Source organism: Paenibacillus helianthi, from assembly GCF_001909055.1.
GTDB lineage: Bacteria > Bacillota > Bacilli > Paenibacillales > Paenibacillaceae > Paenibacillus_AQ > Paenibacillus_AQ helianthi.
The window spans coordinates 109,682-133,434 of the sequence record NZ_LVWI01000070.1 but is presented as its reverse complement, the minus strand read 5'-3'; the positions used below and the strand labels follow the sequence as shown (position 1 = coordinate 133,434).

The window sequence follows — 23,753 nt, the reverse complement described above, 5'->3', positions numbered from 1 at the left end:
CACGGATTTTCCCTATTATATATGAATATCTCTTTTTTCCAAAGACAGCAGTGCGGCTGTTAGACAAACAATGATCACAATGACCGGAATCAGCACCGCACGAACGTAATCACTTGTACCCGTCAAGAGAATGACTTGTGAGTTCTCTACATACATCCCGGAGAATTTCATAATCTGCGTCATTAGAGCATGATCGGACAGTAGCCGAAGGAATGCCGAAGACGTTCCCTGAAGGTAACCCGTAAGCAGAAAATTTCCGAACACGAAGAAAAGAGTTGCTACTATGGCGGAAGCCGCTTTTCGTATCATCACTCCCAGCATCATCACAACAGCGGAATAAGCTGCCAGATACAGGATGTTTAACCCGACAGCCCGCATAGCGGTACTAATATCCTCAGCGGTTGTCTCATGACCGACGGGTGAGCCGGTAATCAGCGCCGCAGACAGATACACGATTAGAAATAATCCAAAAAATTGAAGCAGCCACCACAGAATGAGCACCACCCCTAGCAGATATTTCCCTAGAATATACCCCTGTCTGCTCTGCCCCAAAGCGATAATATTCTGTACCGAGCCATATTCAAACCCTTCCGTGATAAAAAAACATATGAACATCGGAATGATGAAATAGAGGAATATGGAGAAAGACACCGCCGTCCGCAACGGCTCTATGGGACTGCTTAATGCATATCCTCCTATTCTGCCAAGGGCCACGGCCAGCCCAAGACTGGCGAGCGCAAACAACACCGTAATGCTCTTAAACGCCACATCTTTCCGCAAAAAATAAACCTCCGCCCTCAGGAAATCCTTCATCGTTCTCCGCCTCCAATCAAATCCATATAATAATGCTCCAGATTTGGCGCAGACATATTGAACCCTTCCACAGGAATTCCTTCCTGCAAAAACACAGCCATCAGCCGCTCCAGATCCACGCTGGCTTTGGGAATCCGCAACTCTCCAGGGGCATTGACGGTAATGTCTGCGATTTGGAGCCTTTGCTTAAGTAGTGCAGCGGCACTTTCCGCATTCGGAGTGGAAATACAGAGCAGGGTCTGGGCGGATCGCAGCAAATCAGCGGCAGAAATCTCTTTGAGGAGCCGTCCTTTATGGATAAATCCATATTGGGTCGCAAGCAGTTGCAGCTCACTGAGAATATGGCTGGAGATCAACACAGTTACGCCCTGTTCCTTCACGAGCCGCTCCAGAATTTGTCTCATATCCACAATACCTGCAGGATCAAGTCCGTTAATGGGCTCATCCAGTACAAGCAGCTGCGGACTTCCCAGAAGAGCAATGGCCAATCCGAGACGTTGCCGCATACCTAGCGAATAGTCCGAGGCTTTTTTATTTCCGGCATCCGTTAAGGCCACAGCCTGCAGCACTTCATCAATTCGTTGGGGGTTCCTGATGCCTAGAACATGGCAATAAAACTTCAAATTCTCTTCAGCACTCATATGCGGATACAGGGCCGGCATTTCAATCAGAAACCCAACCCCCCGCCTAGCCACACGCAACTCCTTTTTCCCACGCTGTCCGAAAAGGGTGATCTCGCCGCCCGTCGGCTGCACGAGGCCGCCAATGATTTTCATCAACGTTGTTTTGCCCGCACCATTCTCGCCGACGAATCCGTAGATATCCCCTGCCATAATCGTCATATCCAGCCCCTGCAGGACGAAGCCTGAGCTGTATCGTTTGGTTACATCCTTTGCCTCAAAAACCGCTAATTTCAACCGGAACACTCCTTTATCGATTTATCTAGATAATCATCTGGAATGACCATAACATGTGCGGTTCGCCCTCATCTTCTGCCTGTTCATTTTACGAGAGTTACTGTCGTATATAGGGAATAAATGTATAATAGAACGATACATATGGAAAGTGAGTGAACGTATGATCCATATCGCCATTTGTGACGATGATCCGCACGCTGCGGGACTGGTGGAGAGACTGATTCTGGACAACCTAGAGCGTTTTTCCGAAAAGATAGAAGTTACTGTCTATTATTCGGGCGAACGGTTTGTTCAGGCTATGGAGTGCGGAAGCGTATTTGATATTATTTTTATGGACATTGAGATGCGGGGAATGGATGGCATTGCGGTAGGGCATGCGCTGCGTGCGGATGATGCCAATGATCCTGCACAGCTCATTTATATCTCCAGCTACGAGCAGTATCATCTGAAGCTGTTCGACGTGCAGCCTTCCGGTTTCATTAAAAAACCTGTCCTGACGGAGCCTTTCATGAACAAGTTGATCCCTGCTGTGCAAAAAGCGATCCGCATCCGCCAGCAGGGCAAGCAACATTTCCTGCCGGTACAGCAGAAAGGAAAAGAACTGCTGATTCCGTTCCGGGACATTCACTATCTGGAGAGCCGCATCCGGCGTATTTCCCTGATGACCAGGGACGGGGAGATCCAGTATTACGGCACTTTGGGCGAAGAAGCGCAGAAGCTGCCTGCCCGTTATTTTATCCGCATTCATCAGTCCTACATCGTTAACTTTTATAGTGTAAAGGAGATAAGCGCCCGAAAAATCGGGCTGATTACTGGCGATGAGCTTCCGGTCAGCGAGAAGAACAGCATTCCCGTGCGGAAGGCTTACTTAAGCTTTAGGGGGAGTCTTGCCTGAATACCATCCTGTGCGAGGAACTGCTATATCTGATCTCTTTCCTTCTGATCCCCGGTATTCTTCATTATTTCTTCAGCCGATGCTTTGTCTGCCGGATAGAACGGAGAAGCCGCCTAATCCTGCTCTACGTCCTGTATGCCGCCTGCCATATGCTCCTGCATTACAGTCCACTGGCGGATATCCTGATGATCACTGTGAACACCGGCCTAATCCTTCTGTTATCGCTGCTGTATGCAGGAGAGCGCAAATGGAAGGGGTATAGTGCGCTATTCATAGCTGCACTTCTTTTTCTCAACGATACAGTGATTCCCTTCGCCTTCTCAGACGTGGGTTATCTGGTAAACCTGGTCTTCTCCAAGCTGCTGATGCTCCTGCTCGTCTTCGTTTTGTTGCGGGTTACCAAAGGAGACGGAAGTGGTACTCTTGCCGGGTGGTACTGGTGCCTTCTGTTTCTGTGTCCGCTGCTGAGTATTACAACACTGCTCCAGCTGTCCAACAACCTGTTTTTTCGGAGCTACCCGCAGCTATTCCCGGTGATTCCCTCTTTGCTGCTGGCCATCAATCTGCTCATTTATGTCCTTAGTGACCGTATCATGCACGCCCAATCCGAGCGCAGCAAACGTCTCCTGCTCGAACAGCAAAACATCTATTATCTCAATCAATATCACATGATCCAGAGCATGCAGGAGGACAGCTTCAAGTTTCAGCACGATTTCAAGCATATCCTGCTGGGCTTGCGTGTAAAACTGGATTCCGGTGAACCAGACGCAACAGCTCAGGAGCTGGATACCCTGCTCGGCCGGCTCGAACCCGACGCTTACAGCTGCAATACCGGAAACCTGGTCGTTGACTCGATGCTAAATTACAAAATCCAGAATGCTGCCCGCCATGGTATTTCTTTCTTCCTGGAGCTGACCATCCCCCCACAACTTACGCTGGACACTGCAGCTCTTTGCGTGATTCTCGGCAACGCCCTGGATAATGCTATAGAGGCCTGCCAGGGAATAACAGAACCGGAGCCAGAGCGGCAGATCACCGTACATATGCATTATTTGAACGACAGCCTGTTTGTACGAATCCGCAACCCGTATGCCCATACCGTTCAGACCGGTCCTTTCGGCGATATCCGTTCGACGAAGGCCGATCACAGATCACATGGCATCGGGCTCAAAAATATCAAAAAAACCATAGAAGCTCTGAATGGCCTGCTGGATATTTCATATGAAGATGGTATCTTTCAGATCGAGTGGGTACTGTTTGGCATTGAAAGACCACATAGCGCTAGTGCCTTATGGAACCTGCAAGAGGTTGAACTTTAGCGTAAACGGGTACTGGAAAGCACGGCTTTATTTGCTTATCGTCCGATTACGTTCGCACAACAGGAGGCAATGCCCATGCATACAACTGAAACGAATACAGAAAGCTCAGGCAACAGGCTCAAAATCGCCTTAACCGGAGCGAGCGGATATATCGGACATAACCTGCTGGAGCAGCTGACTCTGGAATATGATGTGATCGCGTTATCCAGGCACGGAGACCAGAAGGAAGACAAAAGCCATGTGGAATGGCGTTCCTGTGAGCTGTTCTCCATATCCTCTGCGGAAAAAGCATTACAAGGGGTTGACTATGCCATCTATCTGGTCCACTCCATGATGCCGACAGCGAAGCTGACACAGGCAAACTTCGCGGACATGGACGCGCACTAAGACCCACCCCATTGCACTGTCTGATGTCCTGCGGGCATTGACAGCAAGCATTGGGAGCACGGAACTGTACAACCGGGCCATTGATGTTGGCGGACCTGACAGCATGACCTGCAAAGAAATGATGATCCAGACGGCAGAGGTCATGCACAAGAAACGGAAATTAGTCGATATTCCGTTTCTGACTATTAACCTGTCGCGCCTCTGGGTTTCTCAGAAGGCTGGAATTCCTCCAGCTTCCCGGTTCACAGGAATGCATCATTGCGATTCATGATTATTTGCCCTCACTGCCCTGGTTTCTGTACAAATACACGCAGGCCAAAGCTCATTTATGGGTCATGTATGCTTTTGGGAGGCATTTAAAACGGATGTAAGTACCCTCGTTACTAACACTCATAAGCAAAGCCGTACTACAGGTCTTAAGACCTTACAGTACGGCTTTTTTTACAGGCAAATTAATCGGCGTAATCTACTCCCTTAATTCTCAAGCTCATCCAGTTCAGTTTCCAGTTCCGCAAGCTTGTTCATCGCTTCCTCCAGCGCTTCCTTATGTCCTGCAGCTTCGGCCCGCTTTATCACCTGCTTGGCTACTGCAATCTGCTGTTCCAGATAGAGAATATCGGAGGCATCTCCTGATCTGCCCAACCTCTGCGAGTAGGTCATAACCATCATCCTTTCACCTATCTTCCTGCTGATCGTTCGTCTTGTACTCTATATAATAGAGGGTCTTGCAATCCCCGTATAGTACATTACTGGATTGACATGCCGCCTGGTACAAAAACCTATTGACTTGTAAATATATTGTCCCTATAATCAGTCTATGACTTTTCATGTAAGGAGATCTAACATGATTATTGTAGATGAAGTTTACCATAATGTTGTTTATCGTCTATCTGCAGAGGAAGTAAAAGACCTCATCGTACGCCTCAAGATCAAGAAAGAGGATGAAATCGAGGGGATTAAGGATAAAATCAACAAATATGAACAAAAAAGACGGGCCGAAGAGGCAATGTACCAATCGCTCTCCCCGATCCGCAAATGGTTTGCCGGACACCCGGCCAGCCATCACACAGCCGTAGAATATATCGTTCATGTAAAAGACCGGTTCAAACGAATAAACAGCATTAAAAGAGACATTCTAGAGCTAGATCAGGTTCTACTCCTTCTAGAAAACCATCCGGCAACGGAAGAGATCCCGCTCTCACCAGAGATCATACGTGAAATCAAAACCATTAGGGGTATGGAGGCACTATAGAAATGAATGTGACGCTGGAGTCGCTTGGCGGTGGAGTAGATACGATTTGGGTCGTATTGAGCGCCGCTATGATTTTGCTGATGGAGGGCGGTTTTGCCCTGCTGGAAGCCGGTTTTGTAAGGTATAAGAACAGTGTGAACATCATCATGAAAGTATTCGCCGATATCACCATAGGAACGCTGATTTTTTATATTTTCGGATTTGGGCTCATGTACGGTAAAGACGCCGGTGGTTTGGTGGGCACGAGCGGATTCCTGCTTGGCGGTGATCTCTCCAATCTCCATTTCACCATCTCGATTGATACCTTCTGGCTGTTCCAGGCGGCATTTACTATCGCTGTTATTTCCATCGTATCGGGTGCGGTTGCCGAACGGATCAACTTCCGCGCCTATCTGCTGTACGTCATATTAATGACCGGCCTGATCTATCCCCTGGGTGGGCATTGGGCCTGGGGCGGCGGCTGGCTGAACCAACTGGGCCTGCAGGACTTCGCAGGTTCAGCCGTCATACATGCCCTTGGAGGATTCTCGGCACTGGCGGCAGCAATCGTGATCGGCCCTAGAAAAGGCAAGTTTAATCAGGCCGGGAACAGTACGGTTGCCCTGCCAAGCAATCTGCCGTTAGCTTCAGTCGGAGCTTTCCTGCTCTGGTTCGGCTGGTTCGGCTTTAACGCAGGAAGCACCTTAAGTGCTACTGATGTCAGGATTGGACACATCGCAATTGCTACCATGCTCTCAGCAGCAGCAGGCGGCGGCATCACACTGATCTACACCTTATTCCGCTACCAGCGATCAGATGCACCCTCAGTGATCAACGGCTCCCTCGCCGGTCTGGTCGGTATTACAGCCGGCTGTGCGTTTGTGAGTGACGGTGCAGCTATCCTGATCGGCGCCGTCTCCGGTCTGCTCATGATGGCAGCTACCAACTGGCTGGAAGCCCGCCGCATAGATGACCCAGTGGGTGCCTTTCCGGTACATGCCGTATCTGGCGCTTGGGGGACCATAGCTGTAGGCTTGTTCGCCACCGATGGTGGACTGCTCTATGGCGGCGGTTGGCATCAGCTAGGGGTACAGACTCTTGGTCTGGTTACATTGGCTGCGTGGGGATTTGCAACTACCTGGTGTGGTCTGAAGCTGATCGGGAAGCTGGTCCATGTCCGTTCCAGTGAAGAAGAGGAAGACATCGGACTCGATATCAGTTATCACGGCATGATAGCCGTACATCGATCAGCTGAATTCATTGAGCTTGAAGATCATTATCTGGCGGAAGACGACAAATCTCTCCATTAAGGCCAGAAAGTAAATAGCCCCCCTACCGGGGACGTCTAACTAGGGAAAAGCCGTCGGAATTACCGGCGGCTTTTTTATGTATGCCAATAAGACAAAAGAAGATCAAAGGATCATTTTCCTTAAGACGCCCCCCTGCTGGAGCAAGGGGGGTTTTGTTGTCTTACATCATGCCGCGCGTACTACTACACTGTGCATCAAACGAAAAATAATGATACTATGTATGATGGGTAAAAGACTTTGCTATAGATTATATCGTTTTTATATGTTGCAACAGGAGAAGATAACAGATGGAATCAAACTTTTGGATGGATCTACCAAAGCCGTTTTTTATATTAGCTCCAATGGAAGATGTCACAGATATTGTATTTCGTCAGGTCATTAGAGAAGCTGCAACACCTGACGTATTTTTCACGGAATTCACAAGTACAGAAAATTATTGTCACCCTGTTGGAAAAGAAAATGTAGGTGGCCGATTAATGTTCACAGATGATGAGCAACCGATTGTCGCTCATATTTGGGGCAATAAACCTGCACTTTTTGAACAGATGAGTATGGATATGAAAAAACTTGGTTTTCGTGGTATCGATATAAACATGGGATGCCCAGTACAAAACGCCGCATCCAGTGGAAAAGGGGCTGGATTAATACGCCATCCTGAAGTTGCAGCAGAAATTATTCAAGCAGCAAAAGCAGGTGGATTGCCGGTTAGTGTTAAAACAAGATTGGGTTACTCTACTATTGACGAGTGGCGCGATTGGTTAGGACATATATTGAAACAAGATATTGCGAATCTTTCCATTCACCTTCGTACAAAAAAAGAGAAGAGTAAAGTAGATGCACACTGGGAACTAATTCCTGATATAAAAAAATTACGCGATGAAATTGCTCCAAATACGTTGTTAACCATTAATGGAGATATTCCCGACCGCGCAACAGGATTACAATTAGTAGAACAATACGACGTTGATGGTGTCATGATTGGCCGCGGCATTTTCACCAATCCGTTTGCTTTTGAGAAAGAATCTAAAGAACATAGCGCGAAGGATTTTCTCAATTTACTTCTTTTGCAGTTGGATCTTCACGATAAATATTCAACAGAAACCCTGCCACGTTCATTTAGACCACTTCTTCGCTATTTCAAAATCTATGTTCGTGGATTTAGAGGCGCAGGCGAACTAAGAGACCAACTAATGAATACCACATCAACTGACGAAGTGCGTCGTTTAGTACAACCTCTTTTAGATCAAGAGTTAGATTGAAGCACCTAAATAGAACTCCAGTTCCGATAACTTGTTTATCAAAAATAATGAGAGACCTCCCAAAAGTTCAATGAACTCTTGAAAGGTCTCTCATTTTTACACTATGAGGTCATGCAATGGTCGATCATCATCGAATTACTTCGATAATGACTTCATTACATCATGCCGCCCATACCACCCATGCCGCCCATATCCGGCATACCGCCGCCTTTTTCAGGCTCTGGCTTGTCAGCGATAACCGCCTCGGTAGTCAGGAACATTGCAGCTACGGATGCTGCGTTCTGCAGCGCGTAACGGGTTACCTTGGCAGGGTCAACGATCCCTGCTTCGAACATGTTCACCCACTCATCGGTAGCAGCGTTGTAGCCGATACCTACAGCTTCTTTTTTCAAGCGGTCCACGATAACGGATCCTTCTTGACCAGCATTAGTAGCGATAGTACGGACTGGCTCTTCGAGCGCCCGCAGCACGAGGTTAACGCCAGTTCTTTCGTCGCCTTCAGCTACAACAGCAGCTACAGCAGCATATACGTTTATAAGAGCTGTACCACCACCGGAAACGATACCTTCTTCAACCGCAGCGCGGGTTGCGTTCAGGGCGTCTTCGATGCGCAGTTTGCGCTCTTTCAATTCAGTTTCAGTTGCAGCGCCAACTTTGACAACGGCTACGCCGCCAGCCAATTTAGCCAGACGTTCTTGCAGTTTTTCTTTGTCGAACTCGGAAGTAGTTTCTTCCAGTTGGGAACGGATTTGGCTTACGCGTGCATTAATGTCCGCTTTGTCGCCACTGCCGTCTACGATAGTAGTGTTTTCTTTGGTTACGCGTACTTGACGGGCATTACCCAGTTGCTCCACAGTAGTGCTCTTCAGGTCCAGACCGAGCTTCTCAGTGATCACTTGGCCGCCTGTCAGAGCAGCGATGTCCTGCAGCATAGCTTCACGACGGTCGCCGAAGCCAGGAGCTTTGACAGCTACAGCGTTGAAGGTTCCGCGCAGTTTGTTCACGATCAGCATGGCTTGAGCTTCGCCTTCGATATCTTCAGCGATGATTACCAGCGGACGTGCCTGCTGCACGATCTTCTCGAGCAATGGCAGGATTTCCTGTGTGCTGCTGATCTTTTTGTCGGTGATCAGGATGTACGGGTTCTCCAGAACAGCTTCCATTTTGTCCGTATCTGTAATCATGTACGGGGAAATGTAACCGCGGTCGAACTGCATACCTTCTACTACTTCAAGCTCAGTCAGGAAGCCACGGGATTCTTCAACGGTGATAACACCGTCTTTGCCCACTTTTTCCATAGCTTCAGCAATCAGTTGGCCCACTTCGTCGTCAGCAGCGGAGATAGCAGCTACTTGTGCGATAGACTGGGAATCTTCAATTGGTTTTGCGATCTTTTGCAGCTCAGCTACAGCAGCTTTAACCGCTTTGTCGATACCTTTACGCATAACCATTGGGTTAGCGCCTGCAGTAACGTTCTTCAGACCTTCGCGGATCATCGCTTGAGCCAGAACCGTTGCAGTTGTAGTACCGTCACCGGCTACATCGTTAGTCTTGGTAGCTACTTCTTTGACGAGCTGTGCGCCCATGTTCTCAAAAGCATCTTCCAGTTCGATTTCCTTAGCGATAGTTACACCATCGTTAGTGATGAGCGGGCTGCCGAATTTCTTCTCCAGCACCACGTTGCGGCCTTTTGGTCCAAGTGTAACCTTTACAGCATTTGCCAAAGCATCAACCCCACGCAGCATTGCGCGGCGGGCATCTTCACTGAATTTAATTTCTTTTGCCATTGTGTTGTTAACCTCCTAAAAGTTTTGTGAGCTGTACTTCATCGTCTACACATCGTGCAAAACTTGCTTCGAAAGCATAGGCTTGTTTGGTAAGTATATTCGGTTATCACTTATGAAAGGCTATCCGATTAGTCGAGAATCGCGTGAATGTCGCTTTCCTTCATAATCAAATATTCTTTGCCTTCGTATTTAATTTCAGTTCCGGCATATTTCGAGAACAGCACGCGGTCGCCTTCCTTAACTTCCAGCGGCACACGTACTCCGTCTTTCAGGACACCGCTGCCTACAGCGATAATTGTACCTTCTTGCGGCTTCTCTTTGGAGGAGTCCGGAAGCACAATCCCGAAAGAAGTGGTTTGCTCTTGCTCGCTTGGTTCTACCAATACGCGTTCACCTAGTGGTTTGATCATGAAAAAATAGCCTCCTTTGAAATATGTTGTTTACCTTGAAAACATAACTGGGATACCGTGAAGCTTAGGCGTTTCAGCGGCAGTTATGAAAAATAGGATTCTCAGCGCGGCAGATACCGGTGATTTCCTTGTTTTTCATCAGCGTTAGCACTCAACCCTCTGTAGTGCTAACAACAATTTTTATGATACTCAACTTGAAGACGGATTTCAAGTCTTTTACGTAAAATCATCCAGCTTTTGCGGAAAAATATGGTCAGAGGGGTTGTCCGGCCCATACTCTCTTACATTCTATCCACCGGAGGGCAAAATATGCCACTTTTGTGAGGGGAGAATTCAGCCCAGACTATGGCCGTGCCCGGGTGCAGTTCCCTAGGTGCGGCCAAGGCCCCTACCTGGACTCCTCTTCCCTGACATATCTCGCTTCCAGCTCATTGTCCATGGCCAGTTGCTTGCGGTAGACGAAGGCGGACAGGAACACGCTGAATTCATACAGGATCAGGAGGGGGATCGTCACGAGAAAGTCCGAAATGAAATCCGGCGGTGTGATGACCACAGCAATAAAGACGAGTGCAAAATAAGCGTACCGGCGCATTTTACGCAGACGCAGCGGATTAAGAATCCTCAGCTTGGTCAGGAACATGACCACAAGCGGGAGCTCGAACAGCAGCGCCAGCGGAATGACCAGACTGAATAAAAAGCTGAAATACTGGGCAATCCCGTAGGTCTCCTCCAGCCCCATGCTGCGGGTAATCGTAATGGTGAAGGACAGCGCCATCGGGAACACAATATAGTAGGCGAACGCGATGCCCAGAATAAAAAGGATAAAGACGTAAGGGACGTAGCGCAAAGCCGCACTCCGCTCCACCGGCCGGAGGCCTGGGCTGATAAATGCCCATAGCTGATAGACGATGAACGGCACAGACACGGCCAGCGATACAGCCATGGCGATTTTCATATACATTCCGATGCCGTCCCAGAAGGAAAACGCATGTAGCACAAAACCTTGAGCCTGATCGGCGTGAATCAGATAGAGATAGATCGGTTTGGCCACGAATAACCCTGCAATCAGGCCGGCCACAAATACAATAAGCACATAGATAATCCGCTTGCGCAGTTCGGTTAAATGATCCACCACTGACATTTCTTCCGCTTCCTGAGACATGACTGACACCACCCGATGACTATGTATGAATAATAAGGGATTGAAGCCGCGATACTACACATCGCTTTCAGGCATCCGTTCCAACTAGAAAGAGAAGGACCATTTATAGCGTGAAACATATTATTTCTTGTCTTTCAAAAAAAGGGCGCCGCCCAGTCTAAACAGCACTGAGAGAAACGCCCCTGCGTGAAAAATAGTATTATTCCGGCAGACGTCTGTCCTGCGGAAGTTCTGCTGCCATCGTCTGCGGGGCTGCCGCGGCCGGAGCTTCGCTTTTCTTCACAGGTTCCGGATCACTGATAATTTCCCGCGCCCCATCCTTAAACTCACGGAAGGTACGTCCGACGGCACGTCCCAGTTCAGGAAGCTTGTTAGGACCAAAGAGCAGCAGTGCCAGTATAACCAGTAAAATAATCCCGGGAGCACCAATACCACTTAGCATGTGTTATTCCTCCTTCTCATTCTGTCCGTTCATGATATTGTTAATATAAATTAATAATACCATAACTTATGTCACACATCCATCAGTGATCTCTGACGATTCTTAGTGACACGACCGGAGGAAAAGACATTATTGCCGGTATTGGCCAGTTACCATGAGCAACGCTTCCGGCAGCTGGTCCATAATTGCCGCCAGGTTCTCATGTACCCCCTTGGGCGTACCCGGCAGGTTCACGATTAGAGTTCTTCCACGTATGCCGCAAATTCCCCGGAACAGCATAACCGCCCGGTTCTTCTGCATGACCGTGCTCCGCATGGCTTCCGAGAGCCCGGGCACCTCCCGCTCAATGACACGCCGGGTCGCCTCAGGTGTAACATCACGAATCGCAAGATCGGTGCCACCGGTAGTCAGCACCAAATCGGCCTGGAAATAATCCGTTAATTCAATCAGAGCAGCAATAATCTCATCCTGTTCATCCGGTACGATCCGGTATTCAACGATCTCGCCACCTAGCTCCTCTTCCACCAGTTCCCGAATAACCTGGGCGCTCGTGTCTTCCCGTTCGCCTCTGGCCCCTTTATCGCTGGCCGTCAGGATTGCTGTTTTCCACGCCATAGGTTGTCCCTCCTTCTCACTATTCTATGTATAGACGGCCGCATTCACGGCCTTTAATCAGCGCTTTGACCTGCATCTTGCTGTTCTGTTTCCTCCAGCGCATAATCTCCGGTTTTGCCTCCACTCTTCTGTACCAGCAGTGTAGGTCCGATAATCATATCCTTCTGCAGCGCCTTGCACATATCGTATACGGTCAGCGCGGCTGCCGAAACGGCGGTCAGCGCTTCCATCTCGACTCCGGTCTTTCCTGTTGTCTTGACGGTTGCTTCTATATATAGCTGGTCTTCGTTGTTATCCCAGAAGCGGATATCAATACCGGTCACCGGCAGCGGATGGCACATGGGAATCCAGTCTGCAGTTTTTTTGGCCGCCATGATTCCGGCAACCTGGGCAACGGCCAGTACATCGCCTTTGCCGATCCGGCCTGCCTTGATCGCTGTGAGCGTTCCGGGGGCCATCCCGACACTGCTGCGCGCAGCCGCTGTCCGTTTGGTAATCTCCTTGTCGCTCACATCCACCATGCGCGCTCTGCCCTGCTCATTGAAATGGCTTAACTCCATGGTTTATTCTCCTTCCGGCAGTGAATGATGCCATCTTCCGTAATCAGCATGTCCATAAAGGCATCATGATCATCCATTGGTACTTCAGGAACCAGTTGTTGGCTGAATGCCAAACCGATCCAAACCGGAGGCTTTCGAGCAAGCGTGGACCCCTGCTGCCAGGAAGCCCGCAACCGGTCATAATAACCTCTTCCATAGCCAAGACGTCCGCCCTGCCGGTCAAAAGCCAGCCCCGGTACAAAGACTACATCCGGAAGCCGGAGCGTTCCTTTCTCCTGCTCATTCCCTGTGCTGGCCAATGGCTCCAGAATACCGTAAGCTCCCGGTGCAAGCTCTTCCCAGGAGCTTACCGGATGAAAGCTTATCGTTTCGGCTTCAGACAAGACACGGGGCAACAGCACCTCCCGGCCATGTGCCCAAGCCTCCGCAATTAGCGCACGGCAGTCCAGCTCCGAACGGAATGGAACATAGGCGAGCAGTGAAGCGGCCTTTTCCTTTTGCATCCACTCGTGTGCATATCTGCAGACCTGAGCGGACTTAAAGTCCCGTACGTCTGAAGCAATCCCATCACGGACTGCAGCTCGCTCTGCACGAAGATTCCGTTTGAGTCCGGCAAGCAGCGCACCGTTGCCTGTCATAGGCAGCCGCCTCCCTTTGGTTATATCCTAGCTTATCATAGTTTGTAAACTCAGTTTACCACTCTTCCCCCCGGTTCGCCAAGGTTGCACTTATTACACTGTTATAGGAATCGTCAGAGGTCTGAATTCCCTATCCTGTGATGCAGCCATTGCGGGGGAGAGATCACTTGCCCGGGAGAATACAGCTATGCCAAACCGCGCCTCCCCTCGCGCAGCAATCGCTTTTCATGTAAACTATAGAATAAGGTTTTTATACAGCCCCGGCTTAGACGCCGTGGCGAAATATGCAAGGGTGGAGGTTTCATCGGTATGCTTCTTCAAGCGACAGGAATTACAAAATCATACGGAGTACAGAGCGTGCTGGACGGCATCAGCCTGCAGGTGAACGAGAAGGAACGGGTAGGATTGGTCGGTGTGAACGGGGCCGGCAAGTCCACTTTTCTACAGATTCTCGCAGGTGAAATGTCCTTTGACAGCGGGCAGATTCATAAATCCAAGGAAACCACTATCGGTTACCTGGCCCAGAATAGCGGGTTGCAGTCCGACAAGACTATTCAAGAGGAGATGCTGGCCGTATTCGCCCCGCTGATCGAAGCGGAAGCGGAACTGCGGCAGTTGGAAGCAGATATTGCCGATCCGAAGCTGGCAGATGATCCAAAGCGTTATGAGGATCTGCTGGAACGTTACGCCAGACGCTCGGATTGGTTCAAGGATCATGGCGGCTATGAGATGAACACGCGCATCCGCAGTGTGCTGCATGGGATGGGCTTCGGGGAGTTCTCGCCTGATACGCCGATTGCCACGCTAAGCGGTGGTCAGAAAACCCGGCTGGCGCTGGCCCGCATTCTGCTTCAGGCTCCAGATCTGCTGATGCTGGATGAACCGACCAACCATCTCGACATCGAAACACTCACCTGGCTGGAGGATTATCTGCGCAGCTATGCCGGAGGCATCCTGGTCGTCTCCCATGACCGTTATTTTCTTGACCGCCTGGTGACTACAATCGTCGAGATCGAACGCCACCAGTCCCGGAGATATACAGGCAACTATAGCCGCTATATGGATCTGAAAGCTGCAGAATATGAGATCCGGCTGAAGCAGTACGAGAAGCAGCAGGACGAGATTTCGCGGATGGAGGAATTCGTGCAGCGCAATATCGTACGCGCCTCCACAACCAAACGGGCGCAGAGCCGGCGCAAAGCACTCGACAAGATGGACCGTATCGATAAGCCGCTTGGTGATTTGAAAAAAGCCAGTTTCTCCTTCGAACCAGACTTCATGTCCGGCAAAGAGGTGCTTCAAGTGCGGGATGTCGCAGTAGCTTTTAATAAAGATGCAGCACCGCTGTTCCGGAACGCCTCTTTTGAGCTGCGCCGGGGTGAAACGGCAGCCTTGATTGGACCGAACGGTATAGGCAAGTCCACATTGCTGCAGTGTATGACCGGTACGCGTGAGCCCTCTGCAGGCACCGTCAATTGGGGAACCAAAGTAAAAATAGCTTACTATGATCAGGAACAGACACGGCTTAATCCGCGCAATACTGTGCTGGAAGAGCTGTGGAGCGAATACCCGATGCTGGAGGAGGCACGGATCCGCACCATTCTTGGTAATTTCCTCTTCAGCGGCGAAGATGTCCTGAAGAAGGTTGCCGCACTGAGCGGCGGTGAAAAAGCGCGTGTGGCGCTATCCAAGCTCATGCTGCGCGGTGCCAATATGCTCATTCTCGATGAGCCTACCAACCATCTGGATCTGGTGAGCCGCGAGGTGCTGGAGTCAGCGCTGATTGATTTTGAAGGTACCCTGCTCTTCATCTCTCATGACCGTTATTTCCTGAACAAAATGGCCGAACGCGTACTGGAGCTTCATCCGGGCGGGATTGATCAATATTTGGGCAATTATGACGATTATATCGAGAAAAAGAAAGAGCTCGAAGCTATTGCCCTGGAAGAAGCGGAGCTGGCCTCTGCCAAGACCTCCAAAAACGCCGACACGGAGACTCAGGCAGCAGAAAAAGGCACTGCCCTTTCCTATGAAGCGGAAAAGCAGGCCAAACGGGAGGAACGGAACCGCCAGCGGCGGATTTCGGAACTCGAAGAGAACATTGCTGAGCTTGAGGAGACCATCGCCAGGATTGAGAATGAAATGACCAAACCCGAGGTTTTTCAGGATTATATGGCACTTCAAGAGCATGAAGGTGATTTGAAGCTCAAAAAAGAACAGCTTGGAAATTTATTTAGCGAATGGGAAAACCTTGCTGACGAATAATGTAAATACGTTAAATAAATATTTTTTAACCGTTCCCGATTTGTTCATAAATAGTTATCCACAAGACTATCCACAGTTTTCGTGTATAACTCATAGCACAAAAAGGCCCGTGTGGCCTTTTTTTATGCGTAAAATCGCGTTTTTCCTTGTCAAGGACTTTTTATCCACCGAACTATCCACATTATCCACAATTACCACAAGAAATCGCCTCTTAGTAAATCTGTATTTTCCGGGCAATAAAAAATGCTGTTATTGCTGATTTTACACGGTTTTTACACAATTCAGACAGAATATGTGGATAACGTTGTCCACAGCTTGACAAATGATTCTGCTGTTATCTATTTCTGATTTTTTCGTCAAAAATGCTTGGAATTCAGCAACTACATAAAAAAATGAGCCTCCTCCCGGGACTACGCCCGGGAAGATGACTCGTAGATTGTGTATGGGTATTAAAGGCCGCTGCCGCCTGCTTGGAGATCACATGCGTCAGGCAAGCTACTCCGGAATCTGTACCGCTTCTTCCGGAAGCAGCTCCGTCTGCTGTTCGGAGGAGAGCAATGCCGAGTTACAAGCTGCGATATATGCTATCCCCGCCGCCATTACAATATCCTGATGAATAGCCGTTCCCCTAAATGTATTGCCATCCCATTCCACAAGGACCGCCGCCTCGGCTTGTGCGTTCTCCCCGCTGCCGAGGGAATGCAGCTCAAGTCCGGTAAAGTTAATCTCTTCGGCAATCCCCTGCCCAATCGCAGCAATGATGGCTTCCAGCGGCCCGTCGCCGGTGCTGGTATGCGACGTCTCCTCACCGCTTCTCAAATGCCGCACCGTAACAGCGGCTACGCGTCGCGGCGCGCTGCCGGCCAGCACCTGGACCTCGCCCAGCTCATAGACCTGTGCCTGCTGTCCGGTTGTGCTGCTGACCATCCGCAGCAGTTCGTCATCGCTGACAGCCTTTTGGCGGTCAGCCGTCTCTTTGAAGGATTCATACAGGGCGTCCAGCTCCCCGGGACTCAGGGCAATGCCATATTTTGCCGCACGGTCCTTGAGCGCATGCCTGCCGGAGTGCTTACCCAGAATGATCATGCTTCGCGGAATGCCCAGCCGCTCCGGGTCCATAATTTCATAAGTGCTGCGGTCCTTCAGCAGCCCGTCCTGGTGAATCCCCGATTCATGCTGGAAGGCATTTCTGCCAACGACCGGCTTGTTGAAGGCGATCGGAAAATGCATCGCGCCGCTGATGATCCGCGAGGTGTCATACAGCTTTTCCAGTACAATTCCGGTTTCCGCACCCAGCACATCTCCCCGGGTCTCCAGCGCCATCACCAGCTCTTCCAGCGCACAGTTGCCGGTGCGCTCACCCACACCGTTAACCGTTACCTCAATTTGAGTCGCCCCGCCTGCGATAGCGGCCAGACTATTGGCTACAGCAAGCCCCAAATCATTGTGGCAGTGAGCGCTGTAGCTCACGGTATCTCCGCCCCTGGCTCCAAGCCGGACCCGGCGGAACATCTCGCCGTATTCCTGCGGGAGCGCGTAGCCTACCGTATCGGGGAGATTGATAATCGTTGCGCCTTCCTCAATAACAGCCTCCACCATTTCGATCAAATCATCGATGCCCGTCCGCGCGGCATCCATAGCAGTGAATTCCACCACGTCGCAAAGTTGCCTTGCATAAGCTGTCATCTCCCGGGCGGCGGCCACCACTTCAGCCCGGTTCTTGCGCAGCTGATGGCGAAGATGAATATCGGAGGAGGAGATGAACAAATGAATCCGCCGCCGCTCAGCATCCCTTGTCGCCCGGACCGCTGCATCAATGTCTCCTTTGACCGCACGGGCGAAGCCGCAGATTTCCACCCCTTGCACCTTCCGGGAGATCGTCTCCACGGCAGCAAAATCCCCCGGGCTGGATACCGGAAACCCCGGCTCCAGCACGTCCACGCCCAGCTCAGCCAGTTTATAGGCCAGAATAATCTTTTGTTCCGGAGTGAGGCTTGCACCGGGAGCCTGCTCACCGTCACGCAGCGTCGTATCAAAAATCTGAATTCGTTTCTTTACCGGAATAATCATGGAAAACCTCCTGAAAGTTTTGTGTCCTCACCTAAAGTTTCTTGCAAGAGCCCCACGTCGACTTGCGGCTCTCCTGATATCCCGCCCACTGCTGCCGGCAGCAAGTATAGAGTAGCTGACTGCATATTTATGCGACAGCCTTCACTCTCAATTGCTTTTCCAGAATGGTGCTTTAGCCAGCAACCACCTGAATAACACAAAAAACCCGCCATCTCTATTAAAGAGACGGCGGGTCACCCCTCCGCGGTACCACTCTTTTTGACGCACAGCTTTCTTATGTGAGCAAAGCTTCAAGCTGCGTCCAGCTCTTCCCCACAGGATGCCTGCCAAGCCATAGTGGCTCTCAGCACTCCATGAAGGTCCTGTAACGGGGACATCCGTAGCGGCATATCATCTGCTGTTCCGCCGCTCTGCTCCCGGGCGAGATTCAATGCCTCCGGTGACTGCGTCGCACCAACCCGCAGCTCTCTGTTCACCGTCATCATCTACTACTCCCGTTCATCGCATGTACTCTATATACGTTCCGTGCCAACCCACGCAAAAAAACCTGCCGTCTCATTCAAGAGACGACAGGCTGTTCACCTTCGCGGTACCACTCTTGTTGATATCCCGGTTCAGCCAGCGCTTTAGCTGTTCCTCACGATATCCACTCTACGCCTTTGCAAGCACACCAGGAGCAATCACTTGTTCCATCCTTGCTGTGCAGGGCGACCCTCTTACGGAGGCAAACCGTAACGGTGTACGAAAGGTCCGGCAAACTTACGCACCGGTTGATGTCCCTATACAAGGAACCTCCTGCTTCCACCGTTCCGCTCCCGGACGAGTTCAGGTCTCCTTCGACTGCGTTGCACCTACCCGCAGCTCTCTAATCCCGGAGGTTCCTTACTGCTTCCATTCATCGCGTTTGTTCAAATTATGAATAATGATTGAACTGATTATACCCGCCAGCTCCAAAAGATGTCAATAGGCTCCTACCGACCATTTTTCCAGCGAGAACCCCGGATCGGCAACCATATCCAGCGGCGTACTGCCGTCATGCCGCCACTTCCCATAAGCCGCAGCACCGATCATAGCTGCATTATCGGTGCAGTACACCGGAGGCGGAATGATCAGCTCGATGCCCTCAGCTCCGCAGCGAGCCGTCAGCGCTTCGCGCAAGCCCTTGTTGGCCGCTACGCCTCCGCTTAGCAGGAGCTGCTGGGCTTGGTTTGCTTTTACAGCACGAATCGCCTTCTCCACAAGTACCTCGACCACTGACTCCTGGAAGCCTCGGGCAATACCGGCCACATCCGGCGTAAGCCCCTTCATCTTACTCTGATTGACCACATTCAGCACCGCCGACTTCAGGCCGCTGAAGCTGAAATCATAGGAGCCCGGCTCCAGCCAGACACGTGGAAGCGGCACAGCTTCGGTTGCCTCGCGGGCCAAACGATCCACATGGGGACCCCCGGGATAAGGAAACCCGAGTGCCCGTGCAACTTTGTCATAGGCTTCGCCCACGGCATCGTCGCGGGTACGGCCGATAATCCGGAACTCACCTTCCCGCTGCATGCTGACCAGTTCCGTATGTCCGCCGGATACGACAAGCGTCATGTTCGGATATCGCAGCTCTTTTACCAGCCGGTTGGCATATATATGCCCGGCAATATGATGCGTGCCGATCAGCGGCTTGCCCCAGGCAAGCGCGAGGCTTTTGGCAGCTACAACACCGACCAGCAACGCCCCTACCAAACCCGGTCCCTGAGTAACCGCAACAGCCGTCAGCTGTTCCGGTTGTACGCCAGCCACCGCCAGCGCTTCCTCTATCACCAGTGTAATAACCTCCACGTGCTTGCGGGATGCCACTTCGGGCACGACGCCGCCGAACGCGCGGTGCGTTTCGATCTGGCTTGAGATGATGTTCGAGAGCACCTCGCTGCCGTCTTTTACCACCGCAACGGAAGTCTCATCGCAGCTGGTCTCAATAGCCAGTATTAGAACAGGCTGGACTTCACCCGTTTGTATCTTCATTTCAGGTCCACGCTTCCTTCCGTCATGCCTTGCTCCCCATACTCCGGCAGATCCGCCCACATGATCAGTGCATCCTCGCGATTATCCGAATAATAACCTTTGCGGGTACCTGCAGGACGGAAGCCCATTTTGCGGTACAAATTCTGGGCAACCTCATTCGAGACCCGGACCTCCAGTGTGATGGACTTCATGCCCAAAAAAGCAGCCGTCTTCATCAGCTCGTCCAGCAGTCTTTCTCCCCATTTACGTCCCCGGTACGCCTCAAGTAAGGCAATATTGGTGACATGCGCTTCGTCGACAATAGCCCACATTCCCGCATAACCAAGAATATGCCCGTTCAGCTCCATGACCATATATTTAGCAAAATGATTATGGGACAGCTCATTGCGGAAGGCTTCCTCCGTCCACGGCATCGTGAAGGCTTCCCGTTCAATAATCAGAACTTCGGGAATATCCTCAAGCTTCATCAGGCGGAACACAAGCTCCGTTCCCTGATCTTTTACCGGCTCCGACTCCATCATTATTGATTCAGGCTCCCTTCACTGCTCCGGCGCAGATTGGCTTCCGCTTCCGAAAGCTGAGTATAATTCGGGATTAGACTGTGCAGATCATCGCTTCCGGCTTGCAGGCGTTCTTCCCCTAAATAACCTGCCCAGCGGCCTTCCAGCTCATAGGGCACAGCCTGTACCCGTCCCAGCTCGCGCAGCAAAAAGGTCGTTTCTTCGCTGCCGTGCAGCTGCGTCTCTCCGACAAACCAAATCACGCGCGGCTTCATGCCTTCTGCCGCCGCCTCCTTCAGTCTGTCGGCCAGGTGCTGCACCCAGTCTGCCATAAGCCGGATAGCATCCGGTTCAAGCCTGCGGGGCGCCCGATCACCGTCCGCAACGAACAGTGCAGTGTAGGCTTGCCCTCGGCGCGCATCCAAGAGAGGAATGATCCAGTCCGGGCCTGTCCCGGACATTGGATTCCCTTCTGCCCCCTCCGACTGCCCCAAAGCTGCCGCCAAACCGCCCCAAGCCAACGCCTGCAGGCTGGAAATACCGGCTACTGGCACCTTCCAGGCCCAGGCCAGTGTCTTGGCAGCTGTAACAGCGATGCGTGTTCCGGTATAAGAGCCGGGACCCAGGCCCACAGAGACTCCGCCAATCATGGCGGAAGTCGTACCGGTGGCCTGCAGTGCCTGCTCAATGATAGGCAGCAGGTGCACGGAATGGTTCCGTTCCCCGGAAGCATTCGTCTCGTGCAGCAGCTTGCCGTTTTCTGTTATTGCTACTCCGAGTACAGCCGTGGATGTATCCAGCGCCAAAAACCGCTTGCGCGGCTCTTCCATTTGATTCTTCATCTTTCATTACCCCACTTCTGGATCATAGCCCGGCATAATTCACCGTAAGGCTCCCCGCTTCCGGTCACCGTAATCAGCCGTTCCTCCGGCCCGTAAGTTTCCATGGCTATATGGAGATGCTGCAGTGGCATCAAATCCGAAATTATACTGCTCCATTCGACCAGGCTCACACCCTGCCCATAAAAATACTCATCCAGTCCCAGTTCATCCGCTTCCTGAAGCGAAATGCGGTATACATCCATATGGTACAGCGGAAGGCGTCCCTGATACTCCTTGATGATCGTAAAAGTGGGGCTGCTGACGATCCCTTCCACGCCCAAATGACGCGCAAAGCTCTGCGAGAACGCCGTCTTCCCTGCACCCAAATCGCCGTCCAGCCCGATTACCGTGCCGGCAGTCACCAATGCGGCCAGGTCAGCTGCCAGCAAATCTGTATCCGCCAGGCTATATGAACGGTAAGTGAACACCGTTTCAGCATTGTTGTTCAAGCTGCAACTACCACCTCTACATATTAAAATACTCCAGCTTTCCAAGTAACAATACTTTCAATTATATCGGTATGATACTTCCACCGCAACAGCCGTCCTTCACTCTTTGCCCCAGTTCCCGCCTGCCAGCTCCATCCTCCGGTTAAGTACACACGTTACGGCAAAAAACAGCACCGAACAAACACCGAGCAATATAGGACGCCCCATGGATCAACTCTTTTCATCATTTTCACAAGTTCAATATAGGGGTTTGGTTCAGCCTCCGTCAATAATAAAAAACCGATTGAACGGGTACTGCCCCCCTCAATCGGTTCATATTTACAATATCTCTGGGCCTAGCTGCCCTGCTCTTCCAAACGCTCCACGCCTACTGTATGCGTATTTGTCGGACGTGAGCCCACCTGCACTGTAGCCATCCCATTATCCGAATCCACATGTTCGATCCAGACCGGCTCTCCGTCCAGATGTACAGAGATCATATCCTCGGAAGCGTAAATTTCCTTTGCCCGCTGTATGTTCATTTTTGGGTCTCCTTAAATAGGTTATCATCCACCGCCGGCAGTTCGCCGATCGTCGCTTCCGCATCCAGCCGGTCGAAATTTTCGTGCAGCTCTTCGTCTTCCCCAGTCTCTACGATACTCTCCCAATCCACGGCTTCAGCCGGGATATCCTGCTCTGACAAAGCATCAATCCATCCGTTTCGTTCCTGATCCATTTCTGCTACCTCCAATTGAACGCAGGGTATATCCTTCATGCCTGAGCTTATTTTTTCCCAACCGGCGCAAAAAATGCATCAGGCTAGAAAAAGACCTGCTGCCGCATACTAAGCCAAAGCACTTTGGATCAGGAGGGATCATCATGCATACTGTTTGGAAAGGGGCCATCAGCTTCGGGCTTGTCCATGTTCCGGTCAAAATGTTCTCCGCTACCGAGGACAAAGACATATCACTACGCTACATCCATAAGGAATGCGGCAGTCCGCTGTCCTATGTGCGCAAATGCCCTGTCTGCGACAAGGAAGTGGCTTGGGAGGAAATCGGCAAGGGCTACGAGTATGAGAAGGGGAAATTTGTCCTGTTTGACAAAGAAGAGCTGGATCAGCTGACAGAGGAGAGCAGCAAAAACATTACCATTTTGGATTTTGTGGACTTAACGGAGATCGACCCGATCTATTTTCAAAAAACATATTACCTCTCTCCAGACCAGGCGGGAGCTAACGCATATCGCCTATTGATGGAAGCCATGCGCCAGACCGGCAAGATCGGAATCGCCAAAATTTCCATCCGGTCCAAAAGCAGCCTCGCCGCCATCCGTGTGCTGGCTGATTGCCTGGCAATCGAAACTATATATTATCCCGATGAGGTTCGGCCGGTATCTCAGGTTCCAGGACTGCCGGAGCCCGGTATCGTAAGTGATAAGGAGCTGGATATGGCCAAGCTGCTGATTTCCCAGCTGTCCACCCCGTTTGAGCCGGGCAAATACACGGATGACTACCGCCAGCGGATGCTTGACCTGATTACCCATAAGATTGCCGGCGAGGAATTCCATATTGCTCCGGCCCGCCAGGAGAGCAATGTCATCGATCTGATGGCTGCACTTCAGGCCAGTATCGAGGCGGTACAGCATATTCCGACAGATCCGGGACCATCGCCCGCTGCCGCCAAGACGAATCCGCAAACTGGCGCAGCCGGCAGGAAAAAAACACCCACTGCCAAATCATCCAAAGTCCCAGCCGGTACTGCGGTCGTGAATGAGGCCACCGGTCCGATCCCGGTCATAGCGCCGCCCAAACCCAAACGGCGCACAGCCAAGAGCAAAGAAACCGGTGCTTAA

At 51.1% G+C, this 23,753-nt stretch carries 26 protein-coding genes and 1 other annotated feature; of the genes, 9 read left to right on the top strand and 17 right to left on the bottom strand.

Annotated features, from left to right (window positions below):
- Window positions 1–15: 15 nt before the first annotated feature.
- Both A3844_RS25220 and A3844_RS25215 read right to left on the bottom strand, forming a co-directional pair.
- On the bottom strand, window positions 16–813 hold the full coding sequence (locus A3844_RS25220; protein WP_074108800.1) for an ABC transporter permease: 798 nt from the start codon (window positions 811–813) through the stop codon (window positions 16–18).
- Window positions 810–1,730, bottom strand: a complete 921-nt coding sequence (locus tag A3844_RS25215; protein ID WP_074108799.1) for an ABC transporter ATP-binding protein — start codon at window positions 1,728–1,730, stop codon at window positions 810–812. The genes A3844_RS25220 and A3844_RS25215 overlap by 4 nt, the downstream gene beginning before the upstream one ends.
- Before the next feature lie 148 nt (window positions 1,731–1,878).
- On the opposite strand from A3844_RS25215, the gene A3844_RS25210 reads away from it, so the two are divergent.
- From A3844_RS25210 to A3844_RS33915, 4 genes are all read left to right on the top strand, one after another.
- The gene (locus tag A3844_RS25210) at window positions 1,879–2,625 is read left to right on the top strand and encodes a LytR/AlgR family response regulator transcription factor (protein ID WP_143192155.1); all 747 of its coding nucleotides are present in this window, start codon (window positions 1,879–1,881) and stop codon (window positions 2,623–2,625) included.
- Window positions 2,626–2,810: 185 nt separating this feature from the next.
- Window positions 2,811–3,944 (top strand): ATP-binding protein, encoded by a 1,134-nt coding sequence (locus A3844_RS25205; protein WP_074083131.1) that lies wholly within the window; start codon window positions 2,811–2,813, stop codon window positions 3,942–3,944.
- A gap of 75 nt (window positions 3,945–4,019) precedes the next feature.
- The gene (locus tag A3844_RS33920; RefSeq protein ID WP_074108797.1) at window positions 4,020–4,331 is read left to right on the top strand and encodes an NAD-dependent epimerase/dehydratase family protein; all 312 of its coding nucleotides are present in this window, start codon (window positions 4,020–4,022) and stop codon (window positions 4,329–4,331) included.
- A 37-nt stretch (window positions 4,332–4,368) separates the two neighbouring features.
- Window positions 4,369–4,602, top strand: coding sequence for a Rossmann-fold NAD(P)-binding domain-containing protein (locus tag A3844_RS33915; protein WP_074108796.1), 234 nt, complete (start codon window positions 4,369–4,371; stop codon window positions 4,600–4,602).
- Between the two features lie 203 nt (window positions 4,603–4,805).
- On the opposite strand, the gene A3844_RS25190 is transcribed toward A3844_RS33915, so the two are convergent.
- Entirely contained in the window at window positions 4,806–4,991 is a 186-nt protein-coding gene (locus tag A3844_RS25190) for a hypothetical protein (protein ID WP_167374735.1), read from the bottom strand.
- A 184-nt stretch (window positions 4,992–5,175) separates the two neighbouring features.
- On the opposite strand from A3844_RS25190, the gene A3844_RS25185 reads away from it, so the two are divergent.
- From A3844_RS25185 to A3844_RS25175, 3 genes are all read left to right on the top strand, one after another.
- Window positions 5,176–5,583 (top strand): hypothetical protein, encoded by a 408-nt coding sequence (locus tag A3844_RS25185; protein ID WP_074083127.1) that lies wholly within the window; start codon window positions 5,176–5,178, stop codon window positions 5,581–5,583.
- Window positions 5,584–5,585: 2 nt separating this feature from the next.
- Window positions 5,586–6,872 carry an ammonium transporter gene (locus A3844_RS25180; protein WP_371916029.1) on the top strand — a complete coding sequence of 429 codons (1,287 nt, stop codon included), beginning with the start codon at window positions 5,586–5,588 and terminating at the stop codon, window positions 6,870–6,872.
- A 287-nt stretch (window positions 6,873–7,159) separates the two neighbouring features.
- The gene (locus A3844_RS25175) at window positions 7,160–8,131 is read left to right on the top strand and encodes a tRNA dihydrouridine synthase (protein WP_074108794.1); all 972 of its coding nucleotides are present in this window, start codon (window positions 7,160–7,162) and stop codon (window positions 8,129–8,131) included.
- A gap of 155 nt (window positions 8,132–8,286) precedes the next feature.
- Here the strand turns inward: A3844_RS25175 and groL are convergent, their stop codons facing one another.
- The 7 genes from groL to A3844_RS25140 all read right to left on the bottom strand — a co-directional run bounded on the left by groL (window position 8,287) and on the right by A3844_RS25140 (window position 13,745).
- Window positions 8,287–9,918: a chaperonin GroEL gene (gene groL, locus A3844_RS25170; protein ID WP_074083125.1), complete on the bottom strand. Its 1,632-nt coding sequence runs from the start codon at window positions 9,916–9,918 to the stop codon at window positions 8,287–8,289.
- A 128-nt stretch (window positions 9,919–10,046) separates the two neighbouring features.
- Window positions 10,047–10,328, bottom strand: a complete 282-nt coding sequence (gene groES / locus A3844_RS25165; RefSeq protein WP_074083124.1) for a co-chaperone GroES — start codon at window positions 10,326–10,328, stop codon at window positions 10,047–10,049.
- Window positions 10,329–10,716: 388 nt separating this feature from the next.
- Entirely contained in the window at window positions 10,717–11,490 is a 774-nt protein-coding gene (gene tatC / locus A3844_RS25160) for a twin-arginine translocase subunit TatC (RefSeq protein ID WP_074102657.1), read from the bottom strand.
- Window positions 11,491–11,689: 199 nt separating this feature from the next.
- On the bottom strand, window positions 11,690–11,932 hold the full coding sequence (gene tatA / locus A3844_RS25155; protein WP_074083122.1) for a twin-arginine translocase TatA/TatE family subunit: 243 nt from the start codon (window positions 11,930–11,932) through the stop codon (window positions 11,690–11,692).
- A gap of 129 nt (window positions 11,933–12,061) precedes the next feature.
- Window positions 12,062–12,547, bottom strand: coding sequence for a MogA/MoaB family molybdenum cofactor biosynthesis protein (locus A3844_RS25150; RefSeq protein ID WP_020429419.1), 486 nt, complete (start codon window positions 12,545–12,547; stop codon window positions 12,062–12,064).
- Window positions 12,548–12,600: 53 nt separating this feature from the next.
- Window positions 12,601–13,107, bottom strand: a complete 507-nt coding sequence (gene moaC / locus A3844_RS25145) for a cyclic pyranopterin monophosphate synthase MoaC (RefSeq protein ID WP_074108793.1) — start codon at window positions 13,105–13,107, stop codon at window positions 12,601–12,603.
- On the bottom strand, window positions 13,098–13,745 hold the full coding sequence (locus tag A3844_RS25140; protein WP_074108792.1) for a 5-formyltetrahydrofolate cyclo-ligase: 648 nt from the start codon (window positions 13,743–13,745) through the stop codon (window positions 13,098–13,100). Before A3844_RS25140 ends, moaC begins: the two co-directional genes overlap by 10 nt.
- A 309-nt stretch (window positions 13,746–14,054) precedes the next feature.
- Between A3844_RS25140 and A3844_RS25135 the strand changes: the two genes are divergently transcribed.
- The gene (locus A3844_RS25135; protein ID WP_074108791.1) at window positions 14,055–16,010 is read left to right on the top strand and encodes an ABC-F family ATP-binding cassette domain-containing protein; all 1,956 of its coding nucleotides are present in this window, start codon (window positions 14,055–14,057) and stop codon (window positions 16,008–16,010) included.
- Window positions 16,011–16,505: 495 nt separating this feature from the next.
- Here the strand turns inward: A3844_RS25135 and A3844_RS25130 are convergent, their stop codons facing one another.
- The 7 genes from A3844_RS25130 to A3844_RS25090 all read right to left on the bottom strand — a co-directional run bounded on the left by A3844_RS25130 (window position 16,506) and on the right by A3844_RS25090 (window position 22,635).
- Window positions 16,506–18,080, bottom strand: coding sequence for a 2-isopropylmalate synthase (locus tag A3844_RS25130; RefSeq protein WP_074108790.1), 1,575 nt, complete (start codon window positions 18,078–18,080; stop codon window positions 16,506–16,508).
- A gap of 218 nt (window positions 18,081–18,298) precedes the next feature.
- Window positions 18,299–18,591: a binding site (T-box leader), on the bottom strand.
- A gap of 449 nt (window positions 18,592–19,040) precedes the next feature.
- Window positions 19,041–20,090, bottom strand: coding sequence for a tRNA (adenosine(37)-N6)-threonylcarbamoyltransferase complex transferase subunit TsaD (gene tsaD / locus A3844_RS25115; RefSeq protein ID WP_074108788.1), 1,050 nt, complete (start codon window positions 20,088–20,090; stop codon window positions 19,041–19,043).
- On the bottom strand, window positions 20,087–20,611 hold the full coding sequence (gene rimI, locus A3844_RS25110; RefSeq protein WP_083607010.1) for a ribosomal protein S18-alanine N-acetyltransferase: 525 nt from the start codon (window positions 20,609–20,611) through the stop codon (window positions 20,087–20,089). Before rimI ends, tsaD begins: the two co-directional genes overlap by 4 nt.
- Window positions 20,611–21,432, bottom strand: coding sequence for a tRNA (adenosine(37)-N6)-threonylcarbamoyltransferase complex dimerization subunit type 1 TsaB (tsaB, locus tag A3844_RS25105; protein WP_074108787.1), 822 nt, complete (start codon window positions 21,430–21,432; stop codon window positions 20,611–20,613). Before tsaB ends, rimI begins: the two co-directional genes overlap by 1 nt.
- A complete protein-coding gene (gene tsaE / locus A3844_RS25100) occupies window positions 21,429–21,920 on the bottom strand; it encodes a tRNA (adenosine(37)-N6)-threonylcarbamoyltransferase complex ATPase subunit type 1 TsaE (RefSeq protein ID WP_074108786.1) in 492 nt (163 codons plus the stop codon). The genes tsaB and tsaE overlap by 4 nt, the downstream gene beginning before the upstream one ends.
- A gap of 335 nt (window positions 21,921–22,255) precedes the next feature.
- On the bottom strand, window positions 22,256–22,441 hold the full coding sequence (locus A3844_RS25095) for an H-type small acid-soluble spore protein (RefSeq protein WP_074083113.1): 186 nt from the start codon (window positions 22,439–22,441) through the stop codon (window positions 22,256–22,258).
- On the bottom strand, window positions 22,438–22,635 hold the full coding sequence (locus tag A3844_RS25090; protein WP_074083112.1) for a hypothetical protein: 198 nt from the start codon (window positions 22,633–22,635) through the stop codon (window positions 22,438–22,440). The genes A3844_RS25095 and A3844_RS25090 overlap by 4 nt, the downstream gene beginning before the upstream one ends.
- 143 nt (window positions 22,636–22,778) lie before the next feature.
- Here A3844_RS25090 and ku point away from each other — a divergent pair, with 143 nt between their 5' ends.
- The gene (ku, locus tag A3844_RS25085) at window positions 22,779–23,753 is read left to right on the top strand and encodes a non-homologous end joining protein Ku (RefSeq protein WP_074102648.1); all 975 of its coding nucleotides are present in this window, start codon (window positions 22,779–22,781) and stop codon (window positions 23,751–23,753) included.

Excerpts from the sequence above, each read along its gene's own strand:
- A3844_RS25220 (WP_074108800.1), bottom strand. The coding sequence starts at position 813 with ATGAAGGATTTCCTGAGGGCGGAGGTTTATTTTTTGCGGAAAGATGTG.
- A3844_RS25205 (WP_074083131.1), top strand. The coding sequence starts at position 2,811 with ATGATCACTGTGAACACCGGCCTAATCCTTCTGTTATCGCTGCTGTAT.
- A3844_RS33920 (WP_074108797.1), top strand. The coding sequence starts at position 4,020 with ATGCATACAACTGAAACGAATACAGAAAGCTCAGGCAACAGGCTCAAA.
- A3844_RS25190 (WP_167374735.1), bottom strand. The coding sequence starts at position 4,991 with ATGACCTACTCGCAGAGGTTGGGCAGATCAGGAGATGCCTCCGATATT.
- A3844_RS25185 (WP_074083127.1), top strand. The coding sequence starts at position 5,176 with ATGATTATTGTAGATGAAGTTTACCATAATGTTGTTTATCGTCTATCT.
- A3844_RS25180 (WP_371916029.1), top strand. The coding sequence starts at position 5,586 with ATGAATGTGACGCTGGAGTCGCTTGGCGGTGGAGTAGATACGATTTGG.
- A3844_RS25175 (WP_074108794.1), top strand. The coding sequence starts at position 7,160 with ATGGAATCAAACTTTTGGATGGATCTACCAAAGCCGTTTTTTATATTA.
- groL (WP_074083125.1), bottom strand. The coding sequence starts at position 9,918 with ATGGCAAAAGAAATTAAATTCAGTGAAGATGCCCGCCGCGCAATGCTG.
- groES (WP_074083124.1), bottom strand. The coding sequence starts at position 10,328 with ATGATCAAACCACTAGGTGAACGCGTATTGGTAGAACCAAGCGAGCAA.
- tatC (WP_074102657.1), bottom strand. The coding sequence starts at position 11,490 with ATGTCTCAGGAAGCGGAAGAAATGTCAGTGGTGGATCATTTAACCGAA.
- tatA (WP_074083122.1), bottom strand. The coding sequence starts at position 11,932 with ATGCTAAGTGGTATTGGTGCTCCCGGGATTATTTTACTGGTTATACTG.
- A3844_RS25150 (WP_020429419.1), bottom strand. The coding sequence starts at position 12,547 with ATGGCGTGGAAAACAGCAATCCTGACGGCCAGCGATAAAGGGGCCAGA.
- moaC (WP_074108793.1), bottom strand. The coding sequence starts at position 13,107 with ATGGAGTTAAGCCATTTCAATGAGCAGGGCAGAGCGCGCATGGTGGAT.
- A3844_RS25140 (WP_074108792.1), bottom strand. The coding sequence starts at position 13,745 with ATGACAGGCAACGGTGCGCTGCTTGCCGGACTCAAACGGAATCTTCGT.
- A3844_RS25135 (WP_074108791.1), top strand. The coding sequence starts at position 14,055 with ATGCTTCTTCAAGCGACAGGAATTACAAAATCATACGGAGTACAGAGC.
- A3844_RS25130 (WP_074108790.1), bottom strand. The coding sequence starts at position 18,080 with ATGATTATTCCGGTAAAGAAACGAATTCAGATTTTTGATACGACGCTG.
- tsaD (WP_074108788.1), bottom strand. The coding sequence starts at position 20,090 with ATGAAGATACAAACGGGTGAAGTCCAGCCTGTTCTAATACTGGCTATT.
- rimI (WP_083607010.1), bottom strand. The coding sequence starts at position 20,611 with ATGATGGAGTCGGAGCCGGTAAAAGATCAGGGAACGGAGCTTGTGTTC.
- tsaB (WP_074108787.1), bottom strand. The coding sequence starts at position 21,432 with ATGAAGAATCAAATGGAAGAGCCGCGCAAGCGGTTTTTGGCGCTGGAT.
- A3844_RS25095 (WP_074083113.1), bottom strand. The coding sequence starts at position 22,441 with ATGAACATACAGCGGGCAAAGGAAATTTACGCTTCCGAGGATATGATC.
- A3844_RS25090 (WP_074083112.1), bottom strand. The coding sequence starts at position 22,635 with ATGGATCAGGAACGAAACGGATGGATTGATGCTTTGTCAGAGCAGGAT.
- ku (WP_074102648.1), top strand. The coding sequence starts at position 22,779 with ATGCATACTGTTTGGAAAGGGGCCATCAGCTTCGGGCTTGTCCATGTT.